General features: G+C 66.8%; 24 protein-coding genes and 1 pseudogene. 16 read left to right on the top strand and 9 right to left on the bottom strand.

Annotated features, from left to right (window positions below; genetic code table 11):
• Positions 1 to 987: a ParB/RepB/Spo0J family partition protein gene (locus EEJ31_RS01690; protein WP_123044561.1), complete on the top strand. Its 987-nt coding sequence runs from the start codon at positions 1 to 3 to the stop codon at positions 985 to 987.
• 928 nt (positions 988 to 1,915) lie between these two features.
• On the opposite strand, the gene EEJ31_RS01685 is transcribed toward EEJ31_RS01690, so the two are convergent.
• The 6 genes from EEJ31_RS01685 to EEJ31_RS01660 all read right to left on the bottom strand — a co-directional run bounded on the left by EEJ31_RS01685 (position 1,916) and on the right by EEJ31_RS01660 (position 9,555).
• A complete protein-coding gene (locus tag EEJ31_RS01685; RefSeq protein ID WP_123044560.1) occupies positions 1,916 to 2,893 on the bottom strand; it encodes a D-alanine--D-alanine ligase family protein in 978 nt (325 codons plus the stop codon).
• 38 nt (positions 2,894 to 2,931) lie between these two features.
• Positions 2,932 to 4,251, bottom strand: a complete 1,320-nt coding sequence (locus EEJ31_RS01680) for an aminotransferase-like domain-containing protein (protein WP_123044559.1) — start codon at positions 4,249 to 4,251, stop codon at positions 2,932 to 2,934.
• A 98-nt stretch (positions 4,252 to 4,349) separates the two neighbouring features.
• Entirely contained in the window at positions 4,350 to 4,673 is a 324-nt protein-coding gene (gene trxA, locus EEJ31_RS01675) for a thioredoxin (RefSeq protein WP_123044558.1), read from the bottom strand.
• A gap of 12 nt (positions 4,674 to 4,685) precedes the next feature.
• Entirely contained in the window at positions 4,686 to 5,660 is a 975-nt protein-coding gene (trxB, locus tag EEJ31_RS01670; protein ID WP_123044557.1) for a thioredoxin-disulfide reductase, read from the bottom strand.
• Positions 5,661 to 5,782: 122 nt separating this feature from the next.
• Positions 5,783 to 7,393 carry a murein biosynthesis integral membrane protein MurJ gene (gene murJ / locus EEJ31_RS01665; protein WP_233563675.1) on the bottom strand — a complete coding sequence of 537 codons (1,611 nt, stop codon included), beginning with the start codon at positions 7,391 to 7,393 and terminating at the stop codon, positions 5,783 to 5,785.
• Positions 7,390 to 9,555: a DUF6049 family protein gene (locus tag EEJ31_RS01660; protein ID WP_123044556.1), complete on the bottom strand. Its 2,166-nt coding sequence runs from the start codon at positions 9,553 to 9,555 to the stop codon at positions 7,390 to 7,392. Before EEJ31_RS01660 ends, murJ begins: the two co-directional genes overlap by 4 nt.
• Positions 9,556 to 9,661: 106 nt before the next feature.
• On the opposite strand from EEJ31_RS01660, the gene EEJ31_RS01655 reads away from it, so the two are divergent.
• The 12 genes and pseudogenes from EEJ31_RS01655 (at position 9,662) to EEJ31_RS01600 (ending at position 20,195) form a co-directional block, all read left to right on the top strand.
• Positions 9,662 to 11,092 (top strand): CCA tRNA nucleotidyltransferase, encoded by a 1,431-nt coding sequence (locus tag EEJ31_RS01655; RefSeq protein ID WP_123044555.1) that lies wholly within the window; start codon positions 9,662 to 9,664, stop codon positions 11,090 to 11,092.
• Positions 11,082 to 12,008, top strand: a complete 927-nt coding sequence (locus EEJ31_RS01650) for a carbohydrate ABC transporter permease (protein ID WP_233563674.1) — start codon at positions 11,082 to 11,084, stop codon at positions 12,006 to 12,008. The genes EEJ31_RS01655 and EEJ31_RS01650 overlap by 11 nt, the downstream gene beginning before the upstream one ends.
• Complete coding sequence (locus tag EEJ31_RS01645) at positions 11,995 to 12,816, top strand: carbohydrate ABC transporter permease (RefSeq protein WP_123044554.1); 822 nt, start codon at positions 11,995 to 11,997, stop codon at positions 12,814 to 12,816. Before EEJ31_RS01650 ends, EEJ31_RS01645 begins: the two co-directional genes overlap by 14 nt.
• A 74-nt stretch (positions 12,817 to 12,890) precedes the next feature.
• Positions 12,891 to 14,246: an ABC transporter substrate-binding protein gene (locus EEJ31_RS01640; protein ID WP_123044553.1), complete on the top strand. Its 1,356-nt coding sequence runs from the start codon at positions 12,891 to 12,893 to the stop codon at positions 14,244 to 14,246.
• Between the two features lie 229 nt (positions 14,247 to 14,475).
• Positions 14,476 to 15,459: a type IV toxin-antitoxin system AbiEi family antitoxin domain-containing protein gene (locus EEJ31_RS01635; RefSeq protein ID WP_123044552.1), complete on the top strand. Its 984-nt coding sequence runs from the start codon at positions 14,476 to 14,478 to the stop codon at positions 15,457 to 15,459.
• Positions 15,460 to 15,715: 256 nt separating this feature from the next.
• A pseudogene (gene rpsF, locus EEJ31_RS01630) lies at positions 15,716 to 16,081 on the top strand (30S ribosomal protein S6); the annotation flags it as partial.
• Between the two features lie 120 nt (positions 16,082 to 16,201).
• Entirely contained in the window at positions 16,202 to 16,699 is a 498-nt protein-coding gene (locus EEJ31_RS01625) for a single-stranded DNA-binding protein (RefSeq protein WP_123044550.1), read from the top strand.
• A 43-nt stretch (positions 16,700 to 16,742) separates the two neighbouring features.
• A complete protein-coding gene (gene rpsR, locus EEJ31_RS01620; RefSeq protein ID WP_123044549.1) occupies positions 16,743 to 17,006 on the top strand; it encodes a 30S ribosomal protein S18 in 264 nt (87 codons plus the stop codon).
• A 9-nt stretch (positions 17,007 to 17,015) separates the two neighbouring features.
• The gene (rplI, locus tag EEJ31_RS01615; protein WP_123044548.1) at positions 17,016 to 17,465 is read left to right on the top strand and encodes a 50S ribosomal protein L9; all 450 of its coding nucleotides are present in this window, start codon (positions 17,016 to 17,018) and stop codon (positions 17,463 to 17,465) included.
• Positions 17,466 to 17,892: 427 nt separating this feature from the next.
• A complete protein-coding gene (gene dnaB / locus EEJ31_RS01610; RefSeq protein WP_123044547.1) occupies positions 17,893 to 19,278 on the top strand; it encodes a replicative DNA helicase in 1,386 nt (461 codons plus the stop codon).
• Positions 19,279 to 19,335: 57 nt separating this feature from the next.
• Complete coding sequence (locus tag EEJ31_RS01605) at positions 19,336 to 19,947, top strand: DUF308 domain-containing protein (protein ID WP_123044546.1); 612 nt, start codon at positions 19,336 to 19,338, stop codon at positions 19,945 to 19,947.
• Positions 19,944 to 20,195, top strand: a complete 252-nt coding sequence (locus EEJ31_RS01600) for a hypothetical protein (RefSeq protein WP_123044545.1) — start codon at positions 19,944 to 19,946, stop codon at positions 20,193 to 20,195. Before EEJ31_RS01605 ends, EEJ31_RS01600 begins: the two co-directional genes overlap by 4 nt.
• Positions 20,196 to 20,213: 18 nt before the next feature.
• On the opposite strand, the gene purB is transcribed toward EEJ31_RS01600, so the two are convergent.
• Positions 20,214 to 21,596 carry an adenylosuccinate lyase gene (gene purB / locus EEJ31_RS01595; RefSeq protein WP_123044544.1) on the bottom strand — a complete coding sequence of 461 codons (1,383 nt, stop codon included), beginning with the start codon at positions 21,594 to 21,596 and terminating at the stop codon, positions 20,214 to 20,216.
• The gene (locus tag EEJ31_RS01590) at positions 21,593 to 22,120 is read right to left on the bottom strand and encodes a low molecular weight protein-tyrosine-phosphatase (protein WP_123044543.1); all 528 of its coding nucleotides are present in this window, start codon (positions 22,118 to 22,120) and stop codon (positions 21,593 to 21,595) included. The genes purB and EEJ31_RS01590 overlap by 4 nt, the downstream gene beginning before the upstream one ends.
• A 135-nt stretch (positions 22,121 to 22,255) precedes the next feature.
• Between EEJ31_RS01590 and EEJ31_RS01585 the strand changes: the two genes are divergently transcribed.
• Together EEJ31_RS01585 and EEJ31_RS01580 are read left to right on the top strand one after the other, a co-directional pair.
• On the top strand, positions 22,256 to 22,534 hold the full coding sequence (locus tag EEJ31_RS01585; protein ID WP_123044542.1) for a hypothetical protein: 279 nt from the start codon (positions 22,256 to 22,258) through the stop codon (positions 22,532 to 22,534).
• Positions 22,534 to 24,075 (top strand): MDR/zinc-dependent alcohol dehydrogenase-like family protein, encoded by a 1,542-nt coding sequence (locus EEJ31_RS01580; protein WP_123044541.1) that lies wholly within the window; start codon positions 22,534 to 22,536, stop codon positions 24,073 to 24,075. The genes EEJ31_RS01585 and EEJ31_RS01580 overlap by 1 nt, the downstream gene beginning before the upstream one ends.
• On the opposite strand, the gene EEJ31_RS01575 is transcribed toward EEJ31_RS01580, so the two are convergent.
• Complete coding sequence (locus tag EEJ31_RS01575; RefSeq protein WP_123044540.1) at positions 24,059 to 24,451, bottom strand: phage holin family protein; 393 nt, start codon at positions 24,449 to 24,451, stop codon at positions 24,059 to 24,061. The two genes, EEJ31_RS01580 and EEJ31_RS01575, sit on opposite strands and share 17 nt — an antisense overlap.
• 190 nt (positions 24,452 to 24,641) lie before the next feature.
• Between EEJ31_RS01575 and EEJ31_RS01570 the strand changes: the two genes are divergently transcribed.
• On the top strand, positions 24,642 to 25,421 hold the full coding sequence (locus EEJ31_RS01570) for a hypothetical protein (RefSeq protein WP_123044539.1): 780 nt from the start codon (positions 24,642 to 24,644) through the stop codon (positions 25,419 to 25,421).
• Positions 25,422 to 25,425 lie beyond the last annotated feature (4 nt).

Raw genomic sequence — 25,425 nt, 5'->3', positions numbered from 1 at the left:
ATGGCGAAGCGAACAGGCCTGGGCCGCGGCATCGGAGCGCTCATCCCCATGCAGGATGAGACGAAGTCCCGGCCTGTCGACGTCTTCTTTCCGCACAGCGTTGGGAAGACATCGGCTGCGGTCGTGGCGGAGCCACCCGTGCAAACCGTGTCGTCTGCGGCTGAAGAACTGCTCGAGGTGCCCGGTGCGCGGCTCGTTCAGCTCGACCCGAATGACATCGTTCCCAACGCGCAGCAGCCCCGCACCGTCTTCGACGAATCCGACCTGGCTGAGTTGGTGCACAGCGTGCGGGAGATCGGCGTGCTGCAGCCGATCGTCGTGCGGCCGCTTGCTCAGCAACCCGGCAAGTATGAGTTGGTCATGGGCGAGCGCCGGTTGCGCGCGACCAAAGAGGCTGGCTTGGCGACGATTCCGGCCGTTGTCCGCGAAACTGCCGACGTCGATATGCTGCGTGACGCCCTTCTTGAGAACCTGCATCGCGCGCAGCTGAACCCTCTCGAAGAGGCGTCGGCGTACCAGCAGCTCCTGGCCGACTTCGGCATCACGCAGGATGAGCTGGCATCGCGTATCGGCCGGTCTCGACCGCAGATCACGAACACCCTGCGCCTTCTGCGCCTGCCCGAGCCCGTGCAGCTGCGGGTGGCCGCCGGCGTGCTGAGTGCAGGCCATGCCCGCGCCATCCTCTCCCTTCCCGACCGCGAGTCGATGTTGAAGCTGGCCGACAAGATCGTGAACGAGGATCTTTCCGTGCGGGCCGCCGAGGCCGCGGCGAAGGCAACGCCCCGCTCCCCCGGCCAGCGCCCGGCCGCTGGCAAGCACCGTGGTCACCTCGATGAGATCGCCGGCCGGCTTGGCGACCGTCTGAACACGTCGGTCAAGATCAAGCTCACCTCGCGCAAGGGTCAACTGACTGTCGACTTCGCGACCATCGGTGACCTCAACCGCATTCTGGGTGAGCTGGGCCAGCCTGGATTCGGCGACAACTGAGCGACACGGTCGAGTCGGGCCCCGGATTCGGCTCTTTTCGATGTGCGAAATCGCCACAGGAGCCATTCTCCGGGTCGATGAGGCGACCCGACCTGGTCGTTTTCCGCCCGTTTTCGCGCTCGCGGTCCGTGGCAATAGGGCCCTTTGGGCGGCCACCGGCCTCGCCGCGCCGCCGGAGCCGGTATGCTTCACCGCAGGGACACGCCCTCGGGTGCGTTTCACGTGAAACACCGGTTCAGCGCTGCGCTTGCGAGGGAGGGTCTCCTCCGCGTTCGGCGCACCGCTGCAGTGCTCTGCTGGGACGGCCGTGGTCCGACGTGCCGTTTCACGTGAAACACAACACACCCGTGCTAGCACGCGACAACCAGCAGTGGCACCGGTCGCGATCGAATTGATTCCCGTCCCGGTCTCCTTCCGGGGAGCGTCCGTGTTCCTGTCTACAACTGGTTCGCGAGATGGAGTCGGAGCAGGAATGTCGCGCGGCTTCTCGCGCCCAGGTCCTGTGGCCAGCACCGCATCGTGGGGCACTCCCCCGCCTGCCGGCTCTGGACATGCGCACCGGCGAGACGTTTCACGTGAAACGCGCGTCGGCGAACTGGCGTTGCCCCATGACATCAGCGGTGCCTGTGCACTGAAGCAGGTGCGGAGGCGCGACGGTGCCGCCGCCGGGGCTGTGTAGTAGTGTCGTGAACGCGTTTCACGTGAAACAACGATTTATCGATGGAGCATTCGGAGTGGGCGGGACCGTATACTCGTCACCTCAACGTGGAGGGCGGGCGTAGCCGGGGCGTTTCACGTGAAACACTGCGCGCCGTCGCAGGTCTGTAAAAGCGGCGGCCCGAGCGGCTTGTTCGCCTGGCCGCCTGGAGTGTGTGGCCTGGAAAGGTACCGGGCGAGCGTTTCACGTGAAACGCTCGCCCGGATGCACCTACTGGGCGGCGCGAACGATGGAGTCGTAGACCTGGCCGAGGTTCTCCCCGGCGGCAACAATGGCCTGCGGAACGAGCGACGTCTCGGTGAGGCCGGGTAGCGTGTTCACCTCAAGGAACCAGACGGTCCCCTCGGCGTCGACAATGAGGTCCACCCGGGAAAGTTGGCGCAGGCCCAGGAGATCGTGAATAGCCACGGCGACCTCGGCGGCATGGTCAGCAAGCGACGACTCCACGCGTGCCGGAGCATAGAACAACGTCTCGCCGGCGTTGTAGCGAGCTTCGAAGCTGTAGACGCCGTCGCGGGGAACGATTTCGACCGCGGGAAGCGCCACGGGGCCCTCACCGGTATTGATGACGGTTACGCCGAGCTCTGTGCCGGTGATCTGCTGTTCGATGAGAGCGACATCGGAGTAGGTGTAGGCATCCACCATGGCGCGTGGCAGATCCTCGGCTTGCGTGACGATGCTCACACCCTGTGCGGATCCGCCGTTGGCCGGCTTGACGACGAGGGGAGTCCCCAGGGAATGGATAACGCTCGAGAGCACGTTGTTCGCTCCGAGGTCCCGGAACGTCTCGCGAGACAGCGAGACCGATCGCGGTGTGGCCATGCCCGCGCGCGCCACCAGTTCCTTCGCCGTGGGCTTCGACCAGGCCAGGGCGGCGGCAGGGCCGAGCGGGCCGACTGTGGGGATGCCGGTGGTGCCGAGCAGGGAGAGCAGCGCACCGTCCTCGCCGATCGCGCCGTGGAGTACCGGCCAGATGACGTCCGGCTTGAGCGAGGCGAGGGTCGGCAGCAAGGCGGCGTCCGCGTCGAGAATGGTGACACGGTGACCGAGGCCGGCCAGCGCATCCGCTGCCCGTCGTCCCGACCGGAGTGACACGTCGCGTTCGTGCGAGATGCCCCCTGCCAGAATGACGATGTTCAGCCCTTCGGCACGTTCTGTGGGGCGCGACGACTCTGCGGTTTCAGTCATGATCTGCTGTTTTCCTTGGTCTCGATGGCAAAGGCGGGCTAGGAGATGTCGGGTGGGGGCGCCCCGAACCGGCGGGAGGTGTCTGCAGTGCTCCGGATCCCGGTGCCGGCGAACGTGTCGAGGAGGTCGAGCTCCCCGCGAATCACGGTGGCGAGTCGACGCACACCCACCCGGATGTTCTCGGGTGTCGGGTAACAGAACGAGAGGCGCATGTTCTGTCTGCCATCACCGTCGGCGAAGAAGGCGGTGCCGGGCGTGTACGCGACGAGTTCCTTGACGGCACGGGGCAGCATCGCCTTCGAGTCGAGCTGCTCGGGCAGAGTGAGCCAGACATAGAACCCGCCGTTGGGATTCGTCCAGCTCAGCCCCGGAAGGTGCTCCCCCAGCGCTGACAGCATGGCGTTCTTGCGTTCTTCGTACACGCCGCGGAACGTGTTGATCTGACCCTTCCAGTCGGCGGTGGCCAGGTACTGCGAGATCACGAGTTGCGTGAAGGAACTCGGGGACAGCACGGCGGCTTCGTTGGCGAGCACCAGCTTCTCCCGGATCGCGTGCGGAGCGAGCGCCCAGCCGACCCGGAAGCCCGGTGCCAGCGTCTTGGAGAACGTTCCGAGATAGATGACGCCGTCCCGTTCGACCGAGCGCATGGCATCCGGTGCCGGGTGGTCGAAGTACAGCAGACCGTACGGATTGTCCTCGAGCACGAGGATGTTGTTGCTGCGCGCGATCTCGAGGATCTCGAGGCGACGCTCCCAACTGAGGGTGACACCGGCGGGATTGTGGAAACTCGGGATCGTGTACAGGAACTTCATCGTCTTGCCCGCAGCCTTCAACCGGGCGATGTGCTCGCGGAGGGCCTGCGGAATGAGCCCGTGCTCGTCCATGGGGACGTGCTCCACCTCCGCCTGGTACGACTTGAAGATCACCAGTGCGGTCACGTAGCTCGGACCCTCGGATAGCACGACGTCGCCGGGGTCGAGGAAGAGCTTGCTCACGAGTTCGAGGGCGTGCTGGGACCCCGTGGTGACCACGACGTCATCGGCGTTCGCCTGGATCCCCTCGAGGGCCATGACCTCGAGAATCTGCTCACGGAGCAAGGGAACTCCCTGACCAGAGCCATATTGGAGTGCTGTGGCGCCCTGTTCGACCATGACACGGTCCATCGCGTTGATGACCAGGTCTTGCGGGAGAGCGGAGACGAACGGCATCCCGCCGGCAAGGGAGACGACCTCCGGACGCGAGGCGACGGCGAAGAGGGCTCGAACCTCGGAGGCTCGCAGGCCCCCGGCTCGCTCGGAGTAGTGGTCATACCACGGGTCGAGATTGTTGCCGACTTGGGGCGGTCCCTGTTTCGTCACGTCACTTCCGTTCTGAGTGTGGTTTCAATGGTATTCGGTCTTTAAAGCAGTCGACCCCGTCCGGCTGGTGCCGGACGGGGTCGGTGGACGCCGGACGACTACGCGAGGTAGGCGGCCAGGTCGGCTTCGAGTGCAGGCTTCGGCTTGGCGCCGATGACGGTCTTGACGACCTCGCCCTTCTGGAACACCTTCATCGCGGGGATCGAGGTGATCTGGTATTTCGCGGCAAGTGCCGGATTGTCGTCGACGTTGAGCTTCACGATGTCGAGCTTGTCGGAGTGCTCACTGGCGATCTGGTCGAGGATCGGGCTCACGGCGCGACAAGGTCCGCACCATTCAGCCCAGAAGTCCACGAGAACGGTCTTCTCGTTGTTGATGACTTCCTGGTCAAAAGTTCCATCGGTGACAGCGCGTGCGGTCATATGTGATTCTCCTTAGTTGGTCGTTGTTGCGAGTTCGGGCTCGCTGGCGTGTGCCACCACGTCGGCGGGCAGGGTGGTGAGGTAGTGCTCCGCATCGAGGGCTGCCACGGTTCCGGATGCCGCGGCAGTGACGGCCTGCCGATAGGTCGGGTCTATCACATCTCCCGCTGCGAACACTCCGCTGAGGTTCGTCCGCGACGACCGGCCCTCCACCGCGATGGTGCCGTCGGCCGTCAACTCGAGCTGCTCGTGCACGAGGTGCGTGCGCGGGTCGTTCCCGATGGCGATGAAGAGTCCGTCGAGGTCGAGGGTGCTGGTGCCGCCGGAGACGGTATCACGCAGCTCGACCCCGGTGACGGCATCCGTTCCGGTGATCGCAGTGACTTCAGCGTTCCAGATGAACTCGATCTTGTCGTTGGTGAAGGCGCGTTCCTGCATGATCTTCGACGCGCGGAGCGTGTCCTTGCGGTGGATGACATGCACCTTCTCGGCGAAGCGAGTGAGGAACGTGGCTTCCTCCATGGCCGAGTCGCCACCGCCGACGACGGCGATCGTCTTGTTCTTGAAGAAGAAGCCGTCGCATGTCGCGCACCAGGACACGCCGTGGCCAGACAGCCGTTCCTCGTCAGCCAGGCCCAGCTTGCGGTAGGCGGATCCCGTGGCGAAGATGACGGCCAGTGCCTCGTGCGTGTCGCCGGATCCCAAAGTCACCGTCTTGACGTCGCCATCAAGCTCGAGCCGTACGACGTCGTCGTAGACGACCTCGGTGCCGAACCGCTCCGCCTGCTCCTGCATCTTGCCCATCAGTTCAGGACCCATGATGCCTTCCGGGAAGCCCGGGAAGTTCTCGACCTCGGTGGTGTTCATGAGCTCACCGCCCGCTTCTACGGAGCTGGCGATCAGCAGCGGTTTCAGATTGGCGCGCGCCGCATAGATCGCGGCCGTGAACCCGGCAGGTCCCGACCCGACAATGATGATTTGGCGCACGGGCACTCTCCTTGTACTGGTGGGGCAACGAGCGGATTTCGATCGTCAGTCGCTACAACACATCCTAATCGGATGCTATTCCGGGACCTCTGCAACGACCGCCCCCTGGGCGCGGACCCGCGTCACCGACGAAGGCGACCGAGTATCGGCTCGGTGAGCGCGGCGAGTTCCGTGCTGCGCATGAGCAGCAGCATGCCGAGGTATGCGGTGCTCATGACGATGCCGATCAGCATCATTGAGACCAGGGCACCCACGATGCCGGAGACCGCGAAACCGCCGTCGCGCGTGCCACCCAGGAGCACCAGCAGCACGATGCCGAGGATCACAGGAATAATGACCGCCACCAGGTATTTCACCAGGCTACGCAGGATGCGCGCGCCGTCGATGCTCTGCAGTCGCCTGCGAAGCAGCACGGCGGCGAAGACGGTCTGCGCGGTGCCGGCGATCGTCACGACCAGCGCGATGCCGGCTGCAATCCATTCCGCGGGAAGCAACCCGCAGGCCAATACTCCAGCAATGACCAGCACGACCTGGAACAGGGTGAAGTAGAACGGAGTGCGCGTGTCGCCCAGGGCATAGAACGTGCGCTGCACGACGAACAGGATGCAGAAGGCGACGAGACCCAGGACGTAGGCGATGATGACGTTGCCGACATCCCGTGCCTGCGTGAAGCTGTCGGGCGTGAAGACGGCGGCGAACGGGTACGCGCACACCGCGATACCGGCCGCGGCGAGGACGATCACGAGACTGGTTCCCCGGATCGCGGACGATGCATCCTCTCGCACGGATGCCATGTCGCCGGCCGCGGCGTGCTCGCTCATCCGGGTGAAGTACGCGGTCGCGACGGAGACGGTGATGACGGAGTGCGGAAGCATGAAGATCAGCCAGGCGGTGGACAGCACCGCGACAGACGCGTCGTCGCCGCCCGACGCCTCGGTGGCAACCTGCGTCTCAATGACGCCGGCGATCGTGGTGAGGATGAGCATGCCGAACGTCCAGCTCGCCATCTTCCCCGCGGCGCCGAGGCCCACGCCGCGCCAGCCGAAGTCGGGGCGATACCGCAGACCGATCCGCTTCCAGAAATAGAACAACACGACGGCCTGCACGAGAACGCCCAGAGTCGCGCTCCCCGCCAGAACAGCGACCATCGGCGCCGTGATCTCCGTCACGGGTCGCTCGCCGCTGCCGAACAGCGCCATGAAGACGACGAGTCCGGCGATGGCCACGACGTTGTTGAGCACGGGAACCCAGGTGAAGGGTCCGAACGACTTTCGCGCGTTCAGCACCTCCCCCAGCACGGTGTAGAGGCCGTAGAAGAAGATCTGTGGGATGCACCAATACGCGAAGCCGATGGCCAGGGTCACGATGGGCTCGGAGAACCGAGCGCCCACGAACTGGGTGAGCACGGGAGCGAGCAGGGTCGCCACGAGCGTCGTCGCGGCAAGGATGACCAGGGCGAGGGTGATGAGCTTGTTGATGTATGCCTTGCCGCCGTCGTCGTGAAGGCTGGAGCGCACGATCTGCGGCACGAGCACCGCCGTGAGCACACCGCCGGCAACGATCACGTACACCTGGTTCGGCAGTTGATTGGCGACAGCGAACGCGTCCCCGACGCTGTGCAGGCCGATCGCGCGCGCCAGCACAATTACCTTGATGAAGCCGAGGATGCGCGAGACGACGGTTCCCGAGGCCAGGAACAGGCTCGCCCGGCCGATCCCTGCCACGGCGCTCACGATCCGTCCTCCGGGGCGTTCCGAGTGACCGCATCCGACTCTGCCTCAGCGTTGTCGGCCGGGCCCTCAGACGCCACCGAGCGTTCCCGGCGGCGGCGGGCGATGTTGCGCCAGACCCCGAAGCCGAAGAACAGCACGACGAGAACGCCGAAGATGACGGCGCCGATGCCCTCCCACTCCGCCTGCACGTTCACCGACACCGTCTTCGGTTCGGCGATCACCACGCCGGTGGGACTGTGCACGGAGATGTGCAGCATCACGGAGCCGTTCCCGACCTTCGCGGTCACGGGAACCAGCACCGTCTTCGCGGAGGCCGCATCGATGGTGGCCTCCGTCTCTTGGTCGACGAGGAGACGGCCATTCGACGGAACAAGTCGCACCCGCACGGTGACGGCCTGTTCGAGGTCATTGCTCAGAGTGATCGGGATGTCGGTCTGACTGGCGACCACGAGGAACGGGCCCTCCGTGGTGATCCTCACGGCGTTCAACGTCTGAGTTGAGGCGTCGAGACTGTCGCTGACTGCCTTCTGCCATTCGTCTGGTTCACCCCGCCAGCTGGTGGCCAGGAGTGCGAGCAGGTCGAGCCGATACTCGCCCGTGAGCTCGGCAGGTTTGGTGAGGGCGCTCGCGAACTCAGAGAGCTCCTCGCCCCTGGCCAGCAATGCATTGACCTGGTCGGCTCGGCCGGTCTCTGCAGCGGCCCCGTTCAAGGTCACCGCCGGTCTGGTACCGGCGCCTCGCAGCTCACCGAGGGACGCGGGCGCTGTCCAGGTGGTGCCGAGGAGTGCGTCGATGGTTGCGCCGAGCCTCGTTGCCGACCGTGCCGTCGCCCGGTCAATGCTCGTGAGCAGCGTGGCTCCCGACCCGTCATCCATGAGGATGGCCAGCTGGGCCTGGGCTGTGGCCACCGCCTGTCGCCAGGCGATTTCGGAGGTCGCTACCGCCGCTCGGCGGATCGCGGTGGACAGCGTCTCATCCGTCACCAGCGCGGCGTGCTTGCCGAGGGAGGCAGAGGGCTGCGCGAGCTCGGTGGGGGCGAGTTCGGCGTCGGAAACGATCGATGTCGTCAGTCCGGAAGCAGCGAAGAAGTCGAGTGCCTTCGGGGTGACACTGCCGGCGGCCGGCCACGCGATATCCGTGCTCGTGTACGGCCACGCCAGCACCTCGTCGGTTCCGGCCGGCAGTGCGGGAGTCGGTGTGGCGGTCTGGCCCGGCAGTGGCACATCTCCCCGAGTGGGGGAAACGGGCGACGGCGACGGAAAGTCGGCGGGGTCGATGGCCTGCTCGAAGGTTGTCGGCTTGAGCACGCTCCCCGCCTTGGTCTGAGCCTCCAGGGTGATGTCGGAATCGGCATATGACAACGGGAATATGTCGTTCTTCGCATGCGAAAGCCTGTCGAGCCATTGCACCGCCGACGCCGGGGCGCCGGTGCCCAGAACGCGGATGGAGGCGACGATCATGGGGTCGATCGCGATGATCACCGGACGCCCGAGCACGCCGTCCAGTTGAGAACTGAGGGTCCCGAGCGGGGCGGTGTAGACGGCGAGATCGTCGGCGGCGATGAGACCCTCGGTTCCGGGAGGGACGGTGATCGGAACGACAAGGCCCAACTTGTCCCGCGCCTGCGGCACCTTCCCGCTCCAGACGACGGCAGTTCGCCCGGTCACGGTGCTACCGCCTGCGACTGCGAAGGTCGCTTCGATCCCGTGTGTTCCCCAGGCGTCCTTCGCGAGCCCGACAGCCGCCGCGGGCACCGTGAGGTCCACGGCCTCCTCCTGGCCGGGCAGCAACTGTGTCTTCAGCTGCTGGGTGAGCAGCGGCCGATCAGAGAGGCCCGGCGCATCCGCGGCGAGCCACTGCTCGAGGCCGTCGCGGCTGGCGATCTCGTCGCCCGTGATGGAGAGCCGGAGAGTCCCGCCCGCGATCGTGGCGGCCGTCGCATTGCGCACCGTGCCGGATACGAGCAGATCCTGCCCCGGGTGCAGGACCGCGTTACCGAGCGGCGCGACGGTCAGGATCACGCCGTCCTCCGCGGCGGCCGAAGGGCGGGCCGGTGAGCCGGCGGATGCCGGTGCTGCCGAGAGCAGAAGAGATCCGGCGACGACGACCGCAGCGAAGAGCCGGGAGAGCGCAGGCCAACGCGCATGATTCGACTCGGCCATGCAGGCGATTCTACGGTGTGCGTCATGGCCGACAGCTGAGGCGGGCCGCGGTCGCCGTACCCCGCAGGCGGGGCGGCGATCAGGGCGACTGACTAACATGGGCGTTATGCAGAGCGTCGCAGCAGCCCTCGCACGGCTGGGCGAGCTGGCTGCCTCTCCCCCCGTGGCACGTCTGGCGAACGCATTCGCGTCGGCCGGCCACGAGCTCGCTCTCGTCGGCGGACCCGTGCGCGACGCGTTCCTCGGCCGTGAGACACACGACCTCGATTTCACGACGGACGCAACGCCGGAACAGGTGCTGGAGATCGTGAAGCCAATCGCCCGGGCGCACTGGGACATCGGCCGTGCCTTCGGCACCATCGGCGCACAGGTCGGTGACGAAACGGTCGAGATCACGACGTACCGCACCGACAGTTACGACGGGCAGAGCCGCAAGCCGGAGGTCGTGTTCGGGACAAGTCTCGAAGAGGACCTGATCCGGCGGGACTTCACCGTGAACGCCCTCGCGCTCCGCCTCCCCGAGGTGAAGCTCGTGGATCCCGCCGGCGGAATCGACGATCTGCTCGCCGGACGCTTGCGCACCCCGATCAGCCCACAGGTCTCGTTCGGCGATGACCCCCTGCGCATGATGCGGGCGGCCCGGTTCACGGCTTCGCTCGGCTTCGCACTCGACGACGACACCGCGGCCGCGATGGAGACGATGGCCGACAGCATCCGTCACATCTCTGCCGAGCGCGTCTCTGAGGAGCTGGCGAAGCTGTTGCGGGCCGACGCCCCGCGCCGGGGACTCGAACTGATGGTCGATTCCGGACTGGCCGCTATCGTGCTGCCCGAACTGCCCGCGCTGCGCCTGGAGATCGACGAGCATCACCATCACAAGGACGTGTACCAGCACACGCTCACCGTGCTCGACCAGGCGATCGATTACGAGAAGGCGCGGGGCCGGCTCGACTCCCCCGACCTCATCCTGCGGCTGGCAGCCCTGCTCCACGACATCGGAAAGCCGGCGACGCGCAAGCTCGAACCGGGCGGCGTGGTCAGTTTCTACCACCACGACGTGGTGGGCGCGAAGCTTGCGACCAGGCGCCTTCGCGCACTGCGGTTCGACAACGACACCATCAATGCGGTGGCGCGCCTCATCGAGCTGCACCTGCGTTTCTTCGGCTACACCGAGGGTGCGTGGACGGACTCTGCCGTGCGGCGGTACGTACGGGACGCGGGTGACCAGCTCGAGCGGCTACACATCCTCACGCGGTCGGATGTCACCACGCGCAACCGGCGCAAGTCCGACCGACTCGGGTTCGCCTACGACGACCTCGAAGAACGCATCGCCACCCTCGCCGAGCAGGAGGAGATGGCGGCGGTGCGCCCCGACCTCGACGGGGAGCAGATCATGCGCATCCTCGGACTGAAGCCCGGTCGGGAGGTGGGCGAGGCGTATCGGTACCTGCTGGAGCAGCGCCTCGACGACGGCCCGCTCGGTGAGGAGGAGGCCACCCGCCGCCTGCAGGCCTGGTGGGACGGGCGTGGCCGTTAGCGACGGCATCCGGCAGCGCGCCGCAACCGTGCAGCGACCCGGTCTTCGCCGCGCCCGACGCCGGAACGCCATCGCCGGCTACGCGTTTCTCGCGCCGAGCCTGTTCGGGGTCGCGTGCTTCCTGGTGCTGCCGGTGCTCGTCGTCATCTGGCTGAGCTTTCAGAGCTGGGACCTTATCTCCCCCGCCCGCTGGGTGGGACTGGACAATTACAGATCGGTGCTGACTGACGGCGTCTTCGCCAACTCGCTGCTGGTGACGCTCGTCTTCGTGGTCATCGTGATCCCGGTGCAGACGGTCCTCGGGCTGTTCGCGGCGACGCTGCTCACGCGTGGGCTGCCCGGCTCGGGGGTTCTGCGCACGCTGTACGTGCTGCCGTGGATCTGCGCCCCCCTCGCCCTCGGCGTGGTCTGGAAGTGGATCTTCGCGCCCACCGGCGGCGCGTTGAACGCGATCATCGGCCATCGCGTGGAGTGGCTGTCGGAGCCGCAGCTCGCGCTGCCCGCGGTGTGCGCGGTCGTGATCTGGACGAACGTCGGCTACGTCACCCTGTTCTTCATGGCGGGTCTGCTCAATATCCCCGCCTACCTGCTCGAGGCGGGGCGGCTCGATGGCGCGGGGCCGGCGGCGCTGTTCTGGCACGTGAAACTGCCGCTGCTGCGCCCCACCATGTTCTTCGTGCTGGTCACCTCCGTCATCTCCACGTTCCAGATCTTCGACCAGGTCTATGCGCTGACCGGCGGCGGCCCGCAGCGGCGAACGGATGTCGTGGCCGCGCGCATCTATTACGAAGCGTTCGAGTCCTTCTCCTTCGGCCGCGCCGCCGTGATGGCCGTCATCCTCCTGGTGATCCTGGTGGCCATCACGCTGGCCCAGCAGCTGTACTTCCAACGGAGAATCACCTATGAAATGGACTAGGACCCTCCTGGTCTACCTGGTGCTGCTCACCGGCGCGGCCCTCACACTGGCGCCCTTCGTGCTGAGCGTGATGACGGCGTTCAAGACCCCGGAGCAGTTCGCCAGGCGGAGCTCGCTCTCCTGGCCCGACCCGGTGACCCTGGAGAACTTCGGGGTGCTGCTCACCGGGCGCACGGAGTTCGGACGCGCGATCGTGATCACGGTCCTCGCCGCCCTGTTGCTCGTGGCCGGCCAACTGCTCTTCTCGATCATGGCGGCCTATGCATTCGCGCGGATGCGATTCCCCGGGCGCGACGCACTGTTCTGGGTGTACCTGTCGACGCTCATGATCCCGGCGATCGTCCTCGTGATCCCGCTGTACCTGATGATGGCGCAGCTGGGACTGCGGAACACCTTCTGGGGCCTGGTGCTCCCGTTCGCCTTCGCCAGCCCATACGCCACGTTCCTGCTCAGGGAGTACTTCCGCGGCATCCCGCAGGACCTCGTGGATGCGGCCCGGCTCGACGGCGCGAACGCCCTGGATGTGTTGGTCGAGGTCGTTGTGCCGCTCAGCCGGCCGATCATCGCGACCGTCACGTTGATCACCGTCGTGAGCCAGTGGAATAGTTTTCTCTGGCCCCGGGTTATCACCACGGGGAACGACTGGCGACCGATCACCGTGGCGACTGCAAGCCTGCAGAGCCAATACAACGGAAACTGGACCCTCGTGATGGCGGCAACGACGCTCGCCGTGGTGCCGCTGCTCGCGCTCTTCCTGGTCTTCCAGAAGCAGATCGTGCGCTCCATCGCCATCACCGGGTTCAAATAGGCCGCCGCCCCGCATGACCTTTCCGCCCTGACCGATTGTGTGCCACCCGCACACCGCACCACTCAAGGATCCCCATGGCTAAGCGCTCCACCGTCATCGCCATCACCGTCGCCGCCGCGGTCGTCATCGTGGGGGCGGTGGGTGCAGGAGTGGCTGTCCTCGGTTCCCGGGACACCGGGGGTGCGGCCGGAGCGAAGGGCGACACGACCGTCACCGTGCGCGTGTGGGACGAGCAGGTGGCATCCGCTTATGAGCAGTCGTTCCAGGCGTTCGAAGACAAGAACCCGGACATCGACGTGAAGCTCACCGTCGTGCCGTGGGCCGATTACTGGACCAAGCTGCGCACGGACGTGGCCGGCAAGAGCGCCGCCGACATCTTCTGGGTGAACAACTCCTACTTCGCCGACTACGCCGACAACGGCGACCTGCTCGACATCGACAAGACCCTCGGTTCCGACGCGAAGTCGGCGTGGGCGCCGAGCGTCGTGAAGCAGTTCACCCGCAACGGCTCGCTGTGGGGGGTTCCGCAGCTCTCCGACGCCGGTATCGCCGTGTACTACAACAAGGCGCTGCTGAAAGACGCGGGCATCGACCCGGCCTCGCTCGAGAACCTCACCTGGAGCCCCGACGCGTCCGCCGACACCTTCGTTCCCGTGCTGCAGAAGCTCACAAAGGATGCCGCCGGGCACACAGCGGATGACGCCGACTTCGACCCCGCATCCGTCACCCAGTACGGCTACAACGCCGGCAATGACCTGCAGGCGATCTACATCAACTACATCGGCTCCAACGGCGGCACCTACCAGGACGGCGATCGTTTCACCTTCGCCAACCCGAAGACCGTGGAGGCGTTCCAGTACCTGGTCGACCTGATGAACACCTATCACGTGGCGCCCTCGGCCGCCGACACCAATCAGAACGGCGACTTCAGCCGTGACCAGTTCATCCAGGGCAAGATGGCGCTGTTCCAGTCCGGTCTGTACAACCTCAAGAACGTGGCCGATGGCGCCGACTTCGACTGGGGCGTCGCGTCGATCCCTGCCGGGCCGGAGGGCCGGGTGTCGGTGACGAACGGCATCGTCGCCGCCGGAAATGCCGCGACCGAGCACCCGGAGGCGACCAAGAAGGTGCTCGAGTGGATGGGCTCGGCCGAGGGCAACGAGTTCGTCGGCGCGAGCGGCGCGGCCGTGCCCGCCGTGACGGATGCCCAGCCGGTGTACCGCAGCTACTGGGAGAACCAGGGCGTTGACACCTCGAAGTTCTTCGACGTGCTGAAGAACGGCACCATCCCCGCGCCACAGGGCGCGAACTTCGGGGCGGCCTTCGGTGCCTACGGCCCGATCCTCGAAGACGTCTTCGCGGGACGCGTGCCCGTCGCCGAGGGGCTGCAGAAGGCCCAGGACGCGGCGAACGCGGCCCTCGACGGTTAGCCGCGCCTCCCCTGAAGTAGACACTTCCGGACCAAGGTGATCGGCGTGCCGGTCTACCGCGTCCGGAACCCTCTCGATCGTGAGATTGAGGGCTGCGGAAGCGTCTCCTGGGGAAGCGGTGAAGAGGACGTGCATCGACTCGTCCTCCACAGCTGCCAGGGGCTCCGTGTTCTCCGCGAGTTCGAGACGCCCGTGCGACGGTCGCGAGCCTGGGGCCGAACATGGGGACGTGGACACGTGGGATCATCCGAGCGAGCTGGAACTGACGCGCGAGCATGGGCTCGTCGGCCTCGACGGGCGGGTGCTGCGGAGGGCGCGGGAGCGCGGCGAGAAGCTCCGGTTGGCACGCGGCGTGTATGTGCCTTCGACGGTATGGCAGTCAGCGGATGACGACGCCCGCTATCTGCTGCGGATCCAGGCGGCCGTTCTCACGCGCGTTTCTTCGCCGGTGCTGTCGCACTTCTCCGCTGCCCGAATGTGGGGACTCCCCGTCCTCGGGTCTTGGCCACGCGAGGTGCACTTCATCGTTCCGAGCGGGGTCGTGCGGAGATCGCAGAATGGAATCGTGTGGCACCGTACGCCCCTGAGTGACGATGACGTGGTCGAGGTGGACGGTCTCCTTGTGACAAGTCGCCTGCGGACGCTGGTCGATCTTGCCCGCGTCAGCCCTTTCGTATCCGCTGTCGTCGCTCTGGATGCAGGCCTGCGCCCGTTGCCCACGTGGGTGCGCACGACGGGGACGGATACGGTGCTCAAGGATGAGCTCACAGAGGCGGCGCTGCGGCTCGGGGCTGCTCCTGGCGGCCGGCCCGCAAGAATGGCCGCAGACTTCGCGGACGGGCTCGCGGCGTCGCCGGGCGAGTCGGCGAGCCGGGCGAATGTCTTCCTCGCCGGGATGCCTGCACCGGTTTTGCAGGTCGAATACCGGAGCGCCGATGGGCACCGCGATATCACGGACTTCACGTGGGAGGCCGACCGCCATGTGCGACGGCGGGTCCTTCTCGGCGAATTCGACGGCAAGGTCAAATACACCCGCAACCAATATCTCAAGGGCCGCTCCATCGAGGAGGTCGTCTGGGAGGAGAAGCTCCGAGAAGACCGCCTCCGAGCGCCGGACCGTGGCATGGTGCGCTGGATCTGGAACACAGCGCTGAGCCCCGTCAGGCTGCGGACACTGCTGCTGGAGGCGGGTTTGCGGCCTGAGAAGCGATGAGCGGCGCGATGGTGCCCGTTCCGGACGAGAACGACTGGCGCGCCGATCACTCCCGTCCGAAACTGTCTCTCTCGGTGGATGACCGCCAGCGGGCGCAGCGGCGCATGGGCGCACGGGTGGCGCGGGCGCCACTCGTCAGGTAGTCTTGGTCAGTTGTCTGCGTGCCGGAGTCCCGGCCTTGCGCTTACAGCACATGCACAACCCTCCTGTTGCAGAAAGTCTGCAACCGTTTTAGTCCGAAGGAGGTGGGTTAGTCATGCATCAGTACGAGTTGATGGTCATCCTCGATCCAGAGATCGACGAGCGCACCGTAGCTCCCAGCCTTGACAAGTTCCTCAACGTTGTTCGCAACGATGGCGGAACGATCGACAAGGTCGACGTCTGGGGTCGCCGCCGTCTTGCCTACGAGATCAACAAGAAGTCCGAAGGCATCTACGCCGTGGTCGACTTCACCGCCAACGCCGACGCGACCGCTGAGCTCGACCGCCAGCTGAAGCTCTCCGAAGCGGTCATGCGCACCAAGGTGCTTCGCGCCGAAGACGCGATCGCCCAGGTTGCGACCGCCGCGAAGCTCGCCGAGGAGAAGGCAGCCCGCAAGGCCGCCAACCCCAAGGCCGCCGCCGCCAAGGACGAAGCTCCCGCCAAGGCCGCTTCGCCCGCGTCGAAGGTCGCCGCCGCCAAGCCGGCTGCTGCCGCACCGGCCGGCGCTGCATCCGCTGACAAGGCAAGCGACAAGTAGCCCATGGCCGGCGAGACCGTCATCACCGTGGTGGGCAACCTGACCAGCGACCCCGAGTTGCGTTACACGCAGGGCGGGCTGGCAGTTGCCAACTTCACCATCGCCTCCACTCCGCGTACGTTCGATCGTGCCGCGAACGAGTGGAAAGACGGTGAAGCGTTGTTCCTGCGCGCGAGCGTCTGGCGTGAATTCGCCGAGCACGTGGCGGGTTCACTGACCAAGGGTTCCCGTGTCATCGCTTCCGGGCGTCTCCGGCAGCGCTCGTATGAGACGAAGGAAGGTGAGAAGCGCACGAGCATCGAGCTTGAGATCGACGAGATCGGCCCGAGCCTGCGTTACGCCACCGCTTCGATCACGCGCGCGCAGTCCTCGTCATCCCCTCGCGGCGGCGGACCTGCCGCAGGTGGGAACGACGAGCCCTGGGCTCCCAGCGCGCCCGCCGCAAGTGGCGGAGACGTCTGGGCCACCCCGGGCAACTACGGCGACGAGACTCCCTTCTAAGCCGCGACGCGGCTGACCAACACTTAAGAAAGCAAAGGAAATCATGGCTGGAAAGAGCAGCGGCGACCGCCGCAAGCCACTCCGCGGAGCCAAGGGCGGAAAGAACGCCGCCCCCGCGAAGTCGATCCGGGTCGGCGTCATCGACTACAAAGACGTCGCCACCCTCCGCAAGTTCGTCTCCGAGCGTGGAAAGATCCGCGCCCGTCGCATCACCGGCGTCTCCGTCCAGGAGCAGCGCCTCATCGCCCGTGCCGTCAAGAACGCCCGCGAAATGGCCCTGCTGCCGTACGCCGGGTCCGGCCGGTAAGGAGCCCACATGTCGAAACTCATCCTGACCCACGAGGTCACCGGCCTCGGCGCTCCCGGCGACGTCATTGACGTCAAGAACGGTTACGCGCGCAACTACCTGATCCCCCAGGGCTTCGCCGTGGCGTGGACCCGGGGAGGCGAGAAGCAGATCGACCAGATCAAGGCTGCTCGTGCCGCCCGTGAGCACGCGACCCTCGAAGAGGCGCAGGCGCTCAAGGCGACCCTCGAGAACGCCAAGGTCAAGCTGGTCGTCAAGGCCGGCCAGGGCGGGCGCCTCTTCGGCTCCGTCAAGCCAGCGGATGTCGCGGACGCGGTTGCGGCCGCCGGCCTCGGCAGCGTCGACAAGCGCAAGATCGAGCTGAGCCCGATCAAGGCAACCGGCGAGCACGAGGCGACCGTTCGCCTGCGTGACGAGCTGAGCGCCACGATCACCCTTCAGGTGGTCGCCGCGAAGTAGCTCTCGCACCCCTTCGTGCAGCGATGGGTTCCGGTTCCGGAACCCATCGCTGCACCCCGTTAAGGGGTGAAAAGCAAGCCCTTCACTCACAGGGTTGTGCACAGGTGAGAAGCACTCAAGCAACCTTCAATGCGGACTTTAGACTACTTCTTACACACACCTGTGGATTGATAAAAACCCTGATCCGAGATGCTTTTCTTCAGCAAATCACGAGGTTCTCCACAGCGAAGTGCACAGGGTGTGCACATGACTTCCGGCGTTTCGCGCCGGTTCCCCACAGAGTTATCCACAGGCTCGGTTGAGGGAGCCACGGGGCGGTCCCTACTGTGGGCAAGCCCCTCCCAGCCGAGCGCTGTGCGCGGCCGGACCATCACTGTCGGTGGCTCCTGATAGAACTCGCCCAACGCTCGAAAGGGAGGCATCCACCGTGTCGATTGCTCACTTGGGGTTGGCCGACCAGCGGGGCGACCAGAGGCCGGCGGAGCCGCGACAGGCCGAGCGCACTCCCCCGCACGACCTGCTCGCCGAGCAGAGCGCCCTTGGCGGCATGATGCTCAGCAAGGACGCCGTCGCCGACGTCGTCGAGACGGTGCGCGGGAGCGACTTCTACATCCCCAAGCACGAGATCATCTACGACGCGATCCTCTCGCTGTACTCACACGGTGAGCCCACCGACGTCATCGCCGTCACCGACGAGCTCACCAAGATCGGTGAACTCTCCCGTGCGGGCGGTGCGGAATACCTGCACACGCTGACGAGCCTGGTTCCCACCGCTGCCAACGCGGGCTTCTACTCGAGCATCGTCGCCGAGCGGGCGCTGTTGCGCCGTCTCGTCGAGGCCGGCACCCGCATCGTGCAGATGGGCTACGCGGGCGAGGGCGAGGTCCTCGACCTCGTCAACAACGCCCAGGCCGAGATCTACTCGGTGACCGGAAACACCGAGACCGAGGATTACGTTCCGCTGACCGACGCGGTCACCGCCGCGATCGATGAGATCGAAGCCGCCAAGCACAAAGACGGACAGATGACCGGCGTGCCCACCGGCTTCATCGAGATGGACGAACTCACGAACGGCTTCCACCCGGGTCAGCTCATCATCGTGGCGGCCCGCCCGGCCCTTGGAAAGTCGACGCTCGCGCTCGACTTCGCCCGGGCCGCATCCATCACCAACAACATGCCGAGCATCTTCTTCTCCCTGGAAATGGGGCGCAGTGAGATCGCCATGCGCCTGCTGTCCGCCGAGGCATCCGTACCCCTGCAGAACATGCGCAAGGGCACCGTCGACTCCCGCGACTGGACGACGATCGCGTCGACCCGCGGCCGCATCAACGACGCCCCCCTGTACATCGACGACAGCCCGAACATGACGCTCGTCGAGATCCGCGCCAAGTGCCGGCGCCTCAAGCAGCGCGTGGGCCTCAAAATGGTCGTCATCGACTACCTGCAGCTCATGACCTCGGGCAAGAGGGTGGAGTCGCGCCAGCAGGAGGTCAGCGAGTTCTCCCGGGCGCTCAAACTGCTCGCCAAGGAACTCCAGGTGCCGGTCATCGCCCTGTCGCAGCTGAACCGTGGCCCGGAGCAGCGTGCCGACAAGATGCCGGCCATCTCCGACCTCCGTGAATCCGGATCGCTGGAGCAGGACGCCGACATGGTGATCCTCCTGCACCGCGAGAGCGCCTACGAGAAGGACAACCCGCGCGCCGGCGAGGCCGACCTCATCGTCGCCAAGCACCGCAACGGACCCACCCGTACCGTCACCGTCGCGTTCCACGGCCACTTCTCCCGCTTTGCGGACATGGTGCCCGGCGCCTGAGGACACCCGGCCGGGGCCCTGCCGCGGGACCGTAGACTGGGGGGTGAAAACCCTGTCATGAAAGAGGTCGCCGCTGTGGCGAACGCCCCCACCGCATCCGCTCTCGGCCGCCGTTACTGGCTGGTGCCGGTCGTCCGCGCCGTCGTCGCGCTGATCCCGGCCGTCACGATCCCGTTCACCGCGAACCACACGCCCGCCTTCGGCCTGCTCGTCTTCGGGGCGTTCGCACTCGTGAGCGGGCTGGCCGTGGGCATCCTGAGTTGGTCCAGCCTCGTCGGCACCCGGGTGCGCGGTACGTTCGCCACGCAGGGCGTCGTGGGCATCGTCGTCGGCGTGCTCGCGCTCGTCACGCACACCGGCGGCCTCGGCTACTTCCTCTATCTCGTGAGCGTCTGGGGCATCGTCACCGGGTTCCTCGAGCTGTACAGCGGCGTGCGCATGCGGCGCCTGTCGCCAACAGCCCGAGACTGGATGGTCGTCGGCGGAGCGACCGTGCTGCTGGCCGTGGTCTTCCTGCTCATCCCCGCCGACGCTGTCGCAGCCGTGGGGCTCCTCGGCGCCTACCTCGTGGTTCTCGGCGTGTACCTTGGAATTGCGGGGCTCTCGCTCAAGTGGACGATGGACACGCTCGTCTCCCCCGCCGTCGCCAACGATTCGGATTCCCTGTGACCACTCCCTCCAACCACTCGCCCAGCCGGTCCGACCGTCTGCGCCCGGCCGAATTCCTCGCTCTCTCGGCCGCCATGGCGCTCTTCGTCGGCTTCGTGGTGCTGCTGACCACGCGTCAGGTGACCCTGGCCGTCATCTCGCTGGGTATCACCTTCATCGTGGTCCTGGTGGTCATCGCCATGTTCGCACTGGGCACCAAGCCCGACGCGGCAGAGAAGTCCGACCTCGACGAGCAGAACCACTCCTGAGCGCCTGAACGCGACCGGTCAGGGCAGGTAGCCGACGAGCGGGTCGGCGAGCCCCACATAGGTAGCCGGAGTCAACTGCAGGAGGCGCTGCTTCGCCGCATCCCCGATCTCCAGCTGGGACACGAAGGCGGAAAGATCCTCGTGGGTGATCCGCTTGCCACGCGTCAGCTCCTTGAGGAGCGCGTACGGGTCCTCAATGCTTGAGCGGCCCGCGGTGACCTCCGCGCGGATGACGGTCTGGATCGCCTCGCCCAGGATCTCCCAGTTCGCATCCAGGTCGCGCGCGAGGAGGTCACGGTCCAGGTCGATCTCACCGAGGCCGCGCAGGATGTTGTCCATGGCGAGCAGCGAGTGGCCGAACGCCACGCCGATGTTGCGCTGCGTCGTGGAGTCGGTGAGGTCGCGCTGCAGGCGGGATGTCACGAGCGTCGCGGCCAGCGAGTCCAGCAGCGCGCAGGAGAGCTCGAGGTTCGCTTCCGCGTTCTCGAAGCGGATCGGGTTGATCTTGTGCGGCATCGTGGAGGACCCGGTGGCACCGACCTGGGGGATCTGCCGGAAGTAGCCGAGCGAGATGTAGGTCCAGACATCCGTTGCCAGGTTGTGCAACACCCGGTTGGCGTGGGCGATGCGCGAGTACAGCTCGGCCTGCCAGTCGTGCGACTCGATCTGCGTCGTGAGCGGATTCCAGGTCAGGCCCAGCCCCTCGACGAACTCCCGCGACACCGTCGGCCAGTCGGCGTCCGGCTCCGCCGCGAGATGCGCGGCGAACGTCCCCGTCGCACCGCTGAACTTGGCGAGGTAATCGGTGCCCTCGATCTGCGAACGGATGCGCTCCAGCCGGTACACGAAGACGGCCAGCTCCTTGCCCATGGTCGTCGGCGTCGCCGGCTGCCCGTGGGTGCGGGCCAGCATCGCGTCTGCCCGGTAGTCGGCGGCCTGGCTGCGGAGGGCGTCGATGACGGCCGTGAACTTGGGCAGCCACACCTCCAGGGTGGCCTGGCGCACGGTGAGGGCGTACGAGACGTTGTTGATGTCCTCGCTGGTGGCGGCGAAGTGGGTCAGCTCTGCGACGTGGTCGAGTCCCAGGGCCGACAGCCGGCGGCGAACCAGGTACTCGACCGCCTTGACGTCGTGGCGGGTGGTCGCCTCGAGGGTCGCGAGCTCGTCGATCTCGTCCTGCCCGAAGTCATCGACCAGTTGCCGAAGGGCCGCCTTCTGCTCCGGCGCGAGCGGCTCGGAGCCGAACATCCGCCGGTCGGTGAGGGCGATGAGCCACTCCACCTCGACCTGCACGCGGGCGCGGTTGAGGCCGGCCTCGGACAGGTGCTCACCCAGCTCGGTGACGGCGGCGCGGTAGCGGCCGTCGAGTGGGCTGATGACCTGCGGGGGTAGTGGACTCATCGGACTCCCTGTCTGAGTGCGGGCGCGAGTTGGTCGAAGAGCGCCCGGTTGGCTCTCTCAATCATGCCCAATACCGCGTCGAACATCGCACCATCGGAGTAATACGGGTCTGGCACATCGCGCAGGGGCGCTTGGGCTTTGTCGAAATCGAGCAGCAGGCGCACCTTCTGGCGGTCCTGTTCCGTGCGCGCCCAGTTGCGAAGGATGCGTTCGTGGGAGCGGTCGAGGACGACGGCCAGGTCGAGGCCCGGAAACCAGGCCGGCTCGAACTGGCGCGCACGGTGCTGGCTTCCGTCATAGCCCGCCTTCGCCAGCGACGCGATCGTGCGCTGGTCGGCGGGTTCCCCCACATGCCAGTCGCCGGTTCCGCCGGAAATCGTGGCGATCACATGCCCGAGGCCGGCCCGCGCGGCGAGGTCGCGCATGATGATTTCCGCCATCGGCGAGCGGCAGATGTTACCGGTGCACACGAAGGCGATCCGGAACGGCGTCGACTGGTCGAGCTCGTCAGCCGCAACAGTCATTACTCCATTGTGGGGCACGTTTCGTTCCTCCACAGCGCCCCTCCCCTCCCCCTGTCCCCCCAAAAATCCCCCTCCGGCGCAACGCTGCCTCCCATCGTGCGATTCTGAGCGGGTTGATCGGAGGGAGGCGCCGCGGTGGTCGATCCCTTCGGCGATGACGACTGGCAGCGCGCCCAGCGGCGGCGCGCGCTCCACGAACAACGGATGCTCCTCATCGCGTTGCAGGGCGAGGTGTCCGACGCCGTGCATCGCCTCGAGCCGGCCGCCCCTGAGCACTGGCGCTCCGAGTCCGCACGCCGGTATGCCGAACGACGCGACCGGCTGCGCGATGAGGTGCGGCAGCTGCTCTGGAGCCTGGACGGGGCGGTGAACGAGGCGGCGACGGCGCTGTCCGCGCTCTCGGAGCACGGCTGATGGATGCCTCGGGCGGGAACGCCGGCAGCGGATCCGCGGGTCGCGGGGGCCCACTGGTGGTCTCCGGAGGCGGCAGCACGATGGTCGCCACCGACGAACTTCTCGCCGAAGCGGCCGAGCTGCGGCTCCTGCAGCGCGACGCCGTCGACTGGCACGACCGGCTGACACGCATCCGCATGCTCGACGACACCCCGGCGCCCGCCTGGCAGCCGGGTGACGTCGACCTCGCCGTGTTCCGGGCGGAACAGGCGGCCGTGGGGGTGGAAGACCGCAGCGGGCGCCTCGCTGACTCGCTCCGCGAGGCCGCCGAGAACTACGGGAACGCGGAGAGGACCCTGGGCCTGCTGTTGCGATGCACCTCAGCGCTCACGGCCTACACCGTCGGGCGCTTCGCCCCCCTCGTGGCGTTGCTGGCGCTGCCGGCGGCGAGCTCGGCGCTCCTCATCTCGACGGTGCTGGGCTGGCTCGTTCCCGGCTGGCGGCTGGGGGCGCGGGAAAGCGACGGGCACGACCCCGGCCCAGGGCCAGGCGGTGAGAGCGCAGGAGACGCCGAGGACTGGCTCAGCGAGCATCGCGAGATCCTCAGCGATCCCCTGTTCGTGCAGGCGGTGCGGGTGCTGGCGTCGTCGGTCGATGACGCCGCGGCCGGAGCGGCCGGCGTGCCCTTCCCGGTGTCGTTCTCCGCAGGAGACGAAGGACTTGGCCTGCTGGGGGTGCCCACGTCCGCCCTCGGGCTGCTGGCACTCGGGCACCCGATCGGCATGCTGCGCGAGACGCGCGTGATGGTGCGGCGCACGGCGGTGGATCGCGCCCCTCCCCCGCGCGGCCTGGCCGACCTTGCCCGGCGCATTCCTCGGGCAGCACCCGGCGCCCCACAAGTGAGGATCGAGCGCTATGGCACCGCCCGGCCGGTGTGGGTGGTCTACGCCGGGGGCACCATCGACTGGAGCGCCGCCGCGTCCGGCGAGCCGTGGGACCTGACGTCGAACGTCGCCTCGGTCGCGGATCGGCAGTCCGGCTCGTACCGCACGGCGGTGCAGGCGATGACGAAGGCGGGGATCCGCCCGGGCGACAGGGTCGTGCAGGTCGGGCACTCGCAGGGCGGGCTGGTCGCGGCGCAGGTCGCGGCATCCGCCGGGTTCACCACCGTCGCGGTGGCGACCTTCGGAGCGCCCGCCGGCCAGGTCGCCGTTCCGCCCGAGCTGCCCATGATCGCGACCGAGCACAGCGACGACCTGGTGCCCGCGCTCGGCGGCACGCCCAGAGATGTGACCGGCGAAGACAATCGCCACCTCGTCGTGCGGCGGGAGGCTTTCACCACGGGTGAACTCCCCGAGGGCGAGTACCTCCCGGCGCACAATATGGACGCCTACGAGGAGACGGCGCGGCTCGAGGACGCCTCCGCGGAGCCCCGTATCGCATCGTTCCGGGCGAACCTCGTCGCGCTCGTCGGAAACGATCCGGGCGAGGTGACCCTGTGGCGAGGCGTGCGCACCGACGAGACGGATGCGACGGGGCAGGCGCTCAGCGCCGCCGGGTGAGTGGCCGGAGCAGGATCCCGAGCAGCCAGCTGACCACGCCGAGCACCAGGGCGCCGAGGACGCCCCACCAGAACCCGTCGATGACGAGCCCGAATCCGAACCACTCCGAGATCCAGGCGACGAGCAGCAGCAGGAGCCCGTTCACGATGAACGAGATAAGACCCAGCGTGAGGATGTACAGCGGGAAGGCGACGATACGCACGAGCCGGCCGATGATCGCGTTGACGATCCCGAAGACCAGTGCCACGAGCAGGTAGCTGAGCACGACGGCCGTCGTGTCGTCCGCGTACGGCACGAGGTGCACGCCCGACACGATCGCGGTCGTGACCCAGAGGGCGAGTGCGGTGACGATCAAATGGATGAGGAACCTGGCCATCACCCCACTATGGCAGTGCGTGCGGGCCTGCGCACCGCGACGATGACACCCGAACAGGTCACAAAGCCGAGTATTTCTCGAGAAACGGTAGGATTCCGGGCCTGCGCCGAGTACCCTGAGCGTCACCCAGCTCCACCACCCGAGAAACCCGACCGGGCGGCAGCCGGCTTCACTGCACAAGGAGTGCCTGGTGAATTCTCTCCCGACCACGCGCACGCAACCCGGATGGCGGGCGCGATTTGCTGATTTCCGGCCCCTTCTCGGGGTCTTCGTCGCGCTGCTCGCCATCGATGTCGCGCTCCTGCTCGCGAACGCCCTGTATTACCTCGCCCACAACGGATACGGGCAGATCATGGCGGTCGGCCTGTTCCGGGCGCGCCTCTGGGACGGCGCCCGTGACGAGTCCCTCATCGAATGGGTGGGATACGTGCAACTCGGCGGCGCAGCGATCCTGCTCCTCGCCCTCGCGATCCACCGCAAGCTGCCCCTGTACCTGGCCTGGTCGCTCGTCTTCCTGGTGCTCATGCTCGACGATTCCCTGCGGCTGCACGAGAACGTCGGCCACTTCCTCGTCAACACCGTGCACCTGCCATCCGTTCTCGGCCTACGCCCGAACGACGTCGGCGAATTGTGTTCGTGGGCCTTCTTCGGTGTGGTGCTGGGCTCCGTGCTGGTGATCACCCACCTTCGGAGCCCCAAGCCCGCGCGGCATGACTCGTGGGTCTTCTTCGGCCTCACGGTGCTCCTCGCCTGCTTCGCCGTGGTGCTCGACATGCTCGAGATCGCCGTGTGGGACCTTCTGCCCCTCATCGGGCACGGGCTGATCACACTCGCCGAAACCGGCGGAGAACTGGTGGCGATGACGTTCGTGCTGGCCCGGGTCCTGTTCCTCGCCCGACAGCACGAGGTCACGGTGATCCCCCGCATGGACGCCGTGCTCACCGGCTCGAGCGCGAGGATGAGCGGCTGACGCG

It is taken from the genome of Cryobacterium tepidiphilum (assembly GCF_003716325.1).
Classification (GTDB): domain Bacteria; phylum Actinomycetota; class Actinomycetes; order Actinomycetales; family Microbacteriaceae; genus Cryobacterium; species Cryobacterium tepidiphilum.
This window is presented reverse-complemented; position numbering and strand designations above follow the sequence as displayed.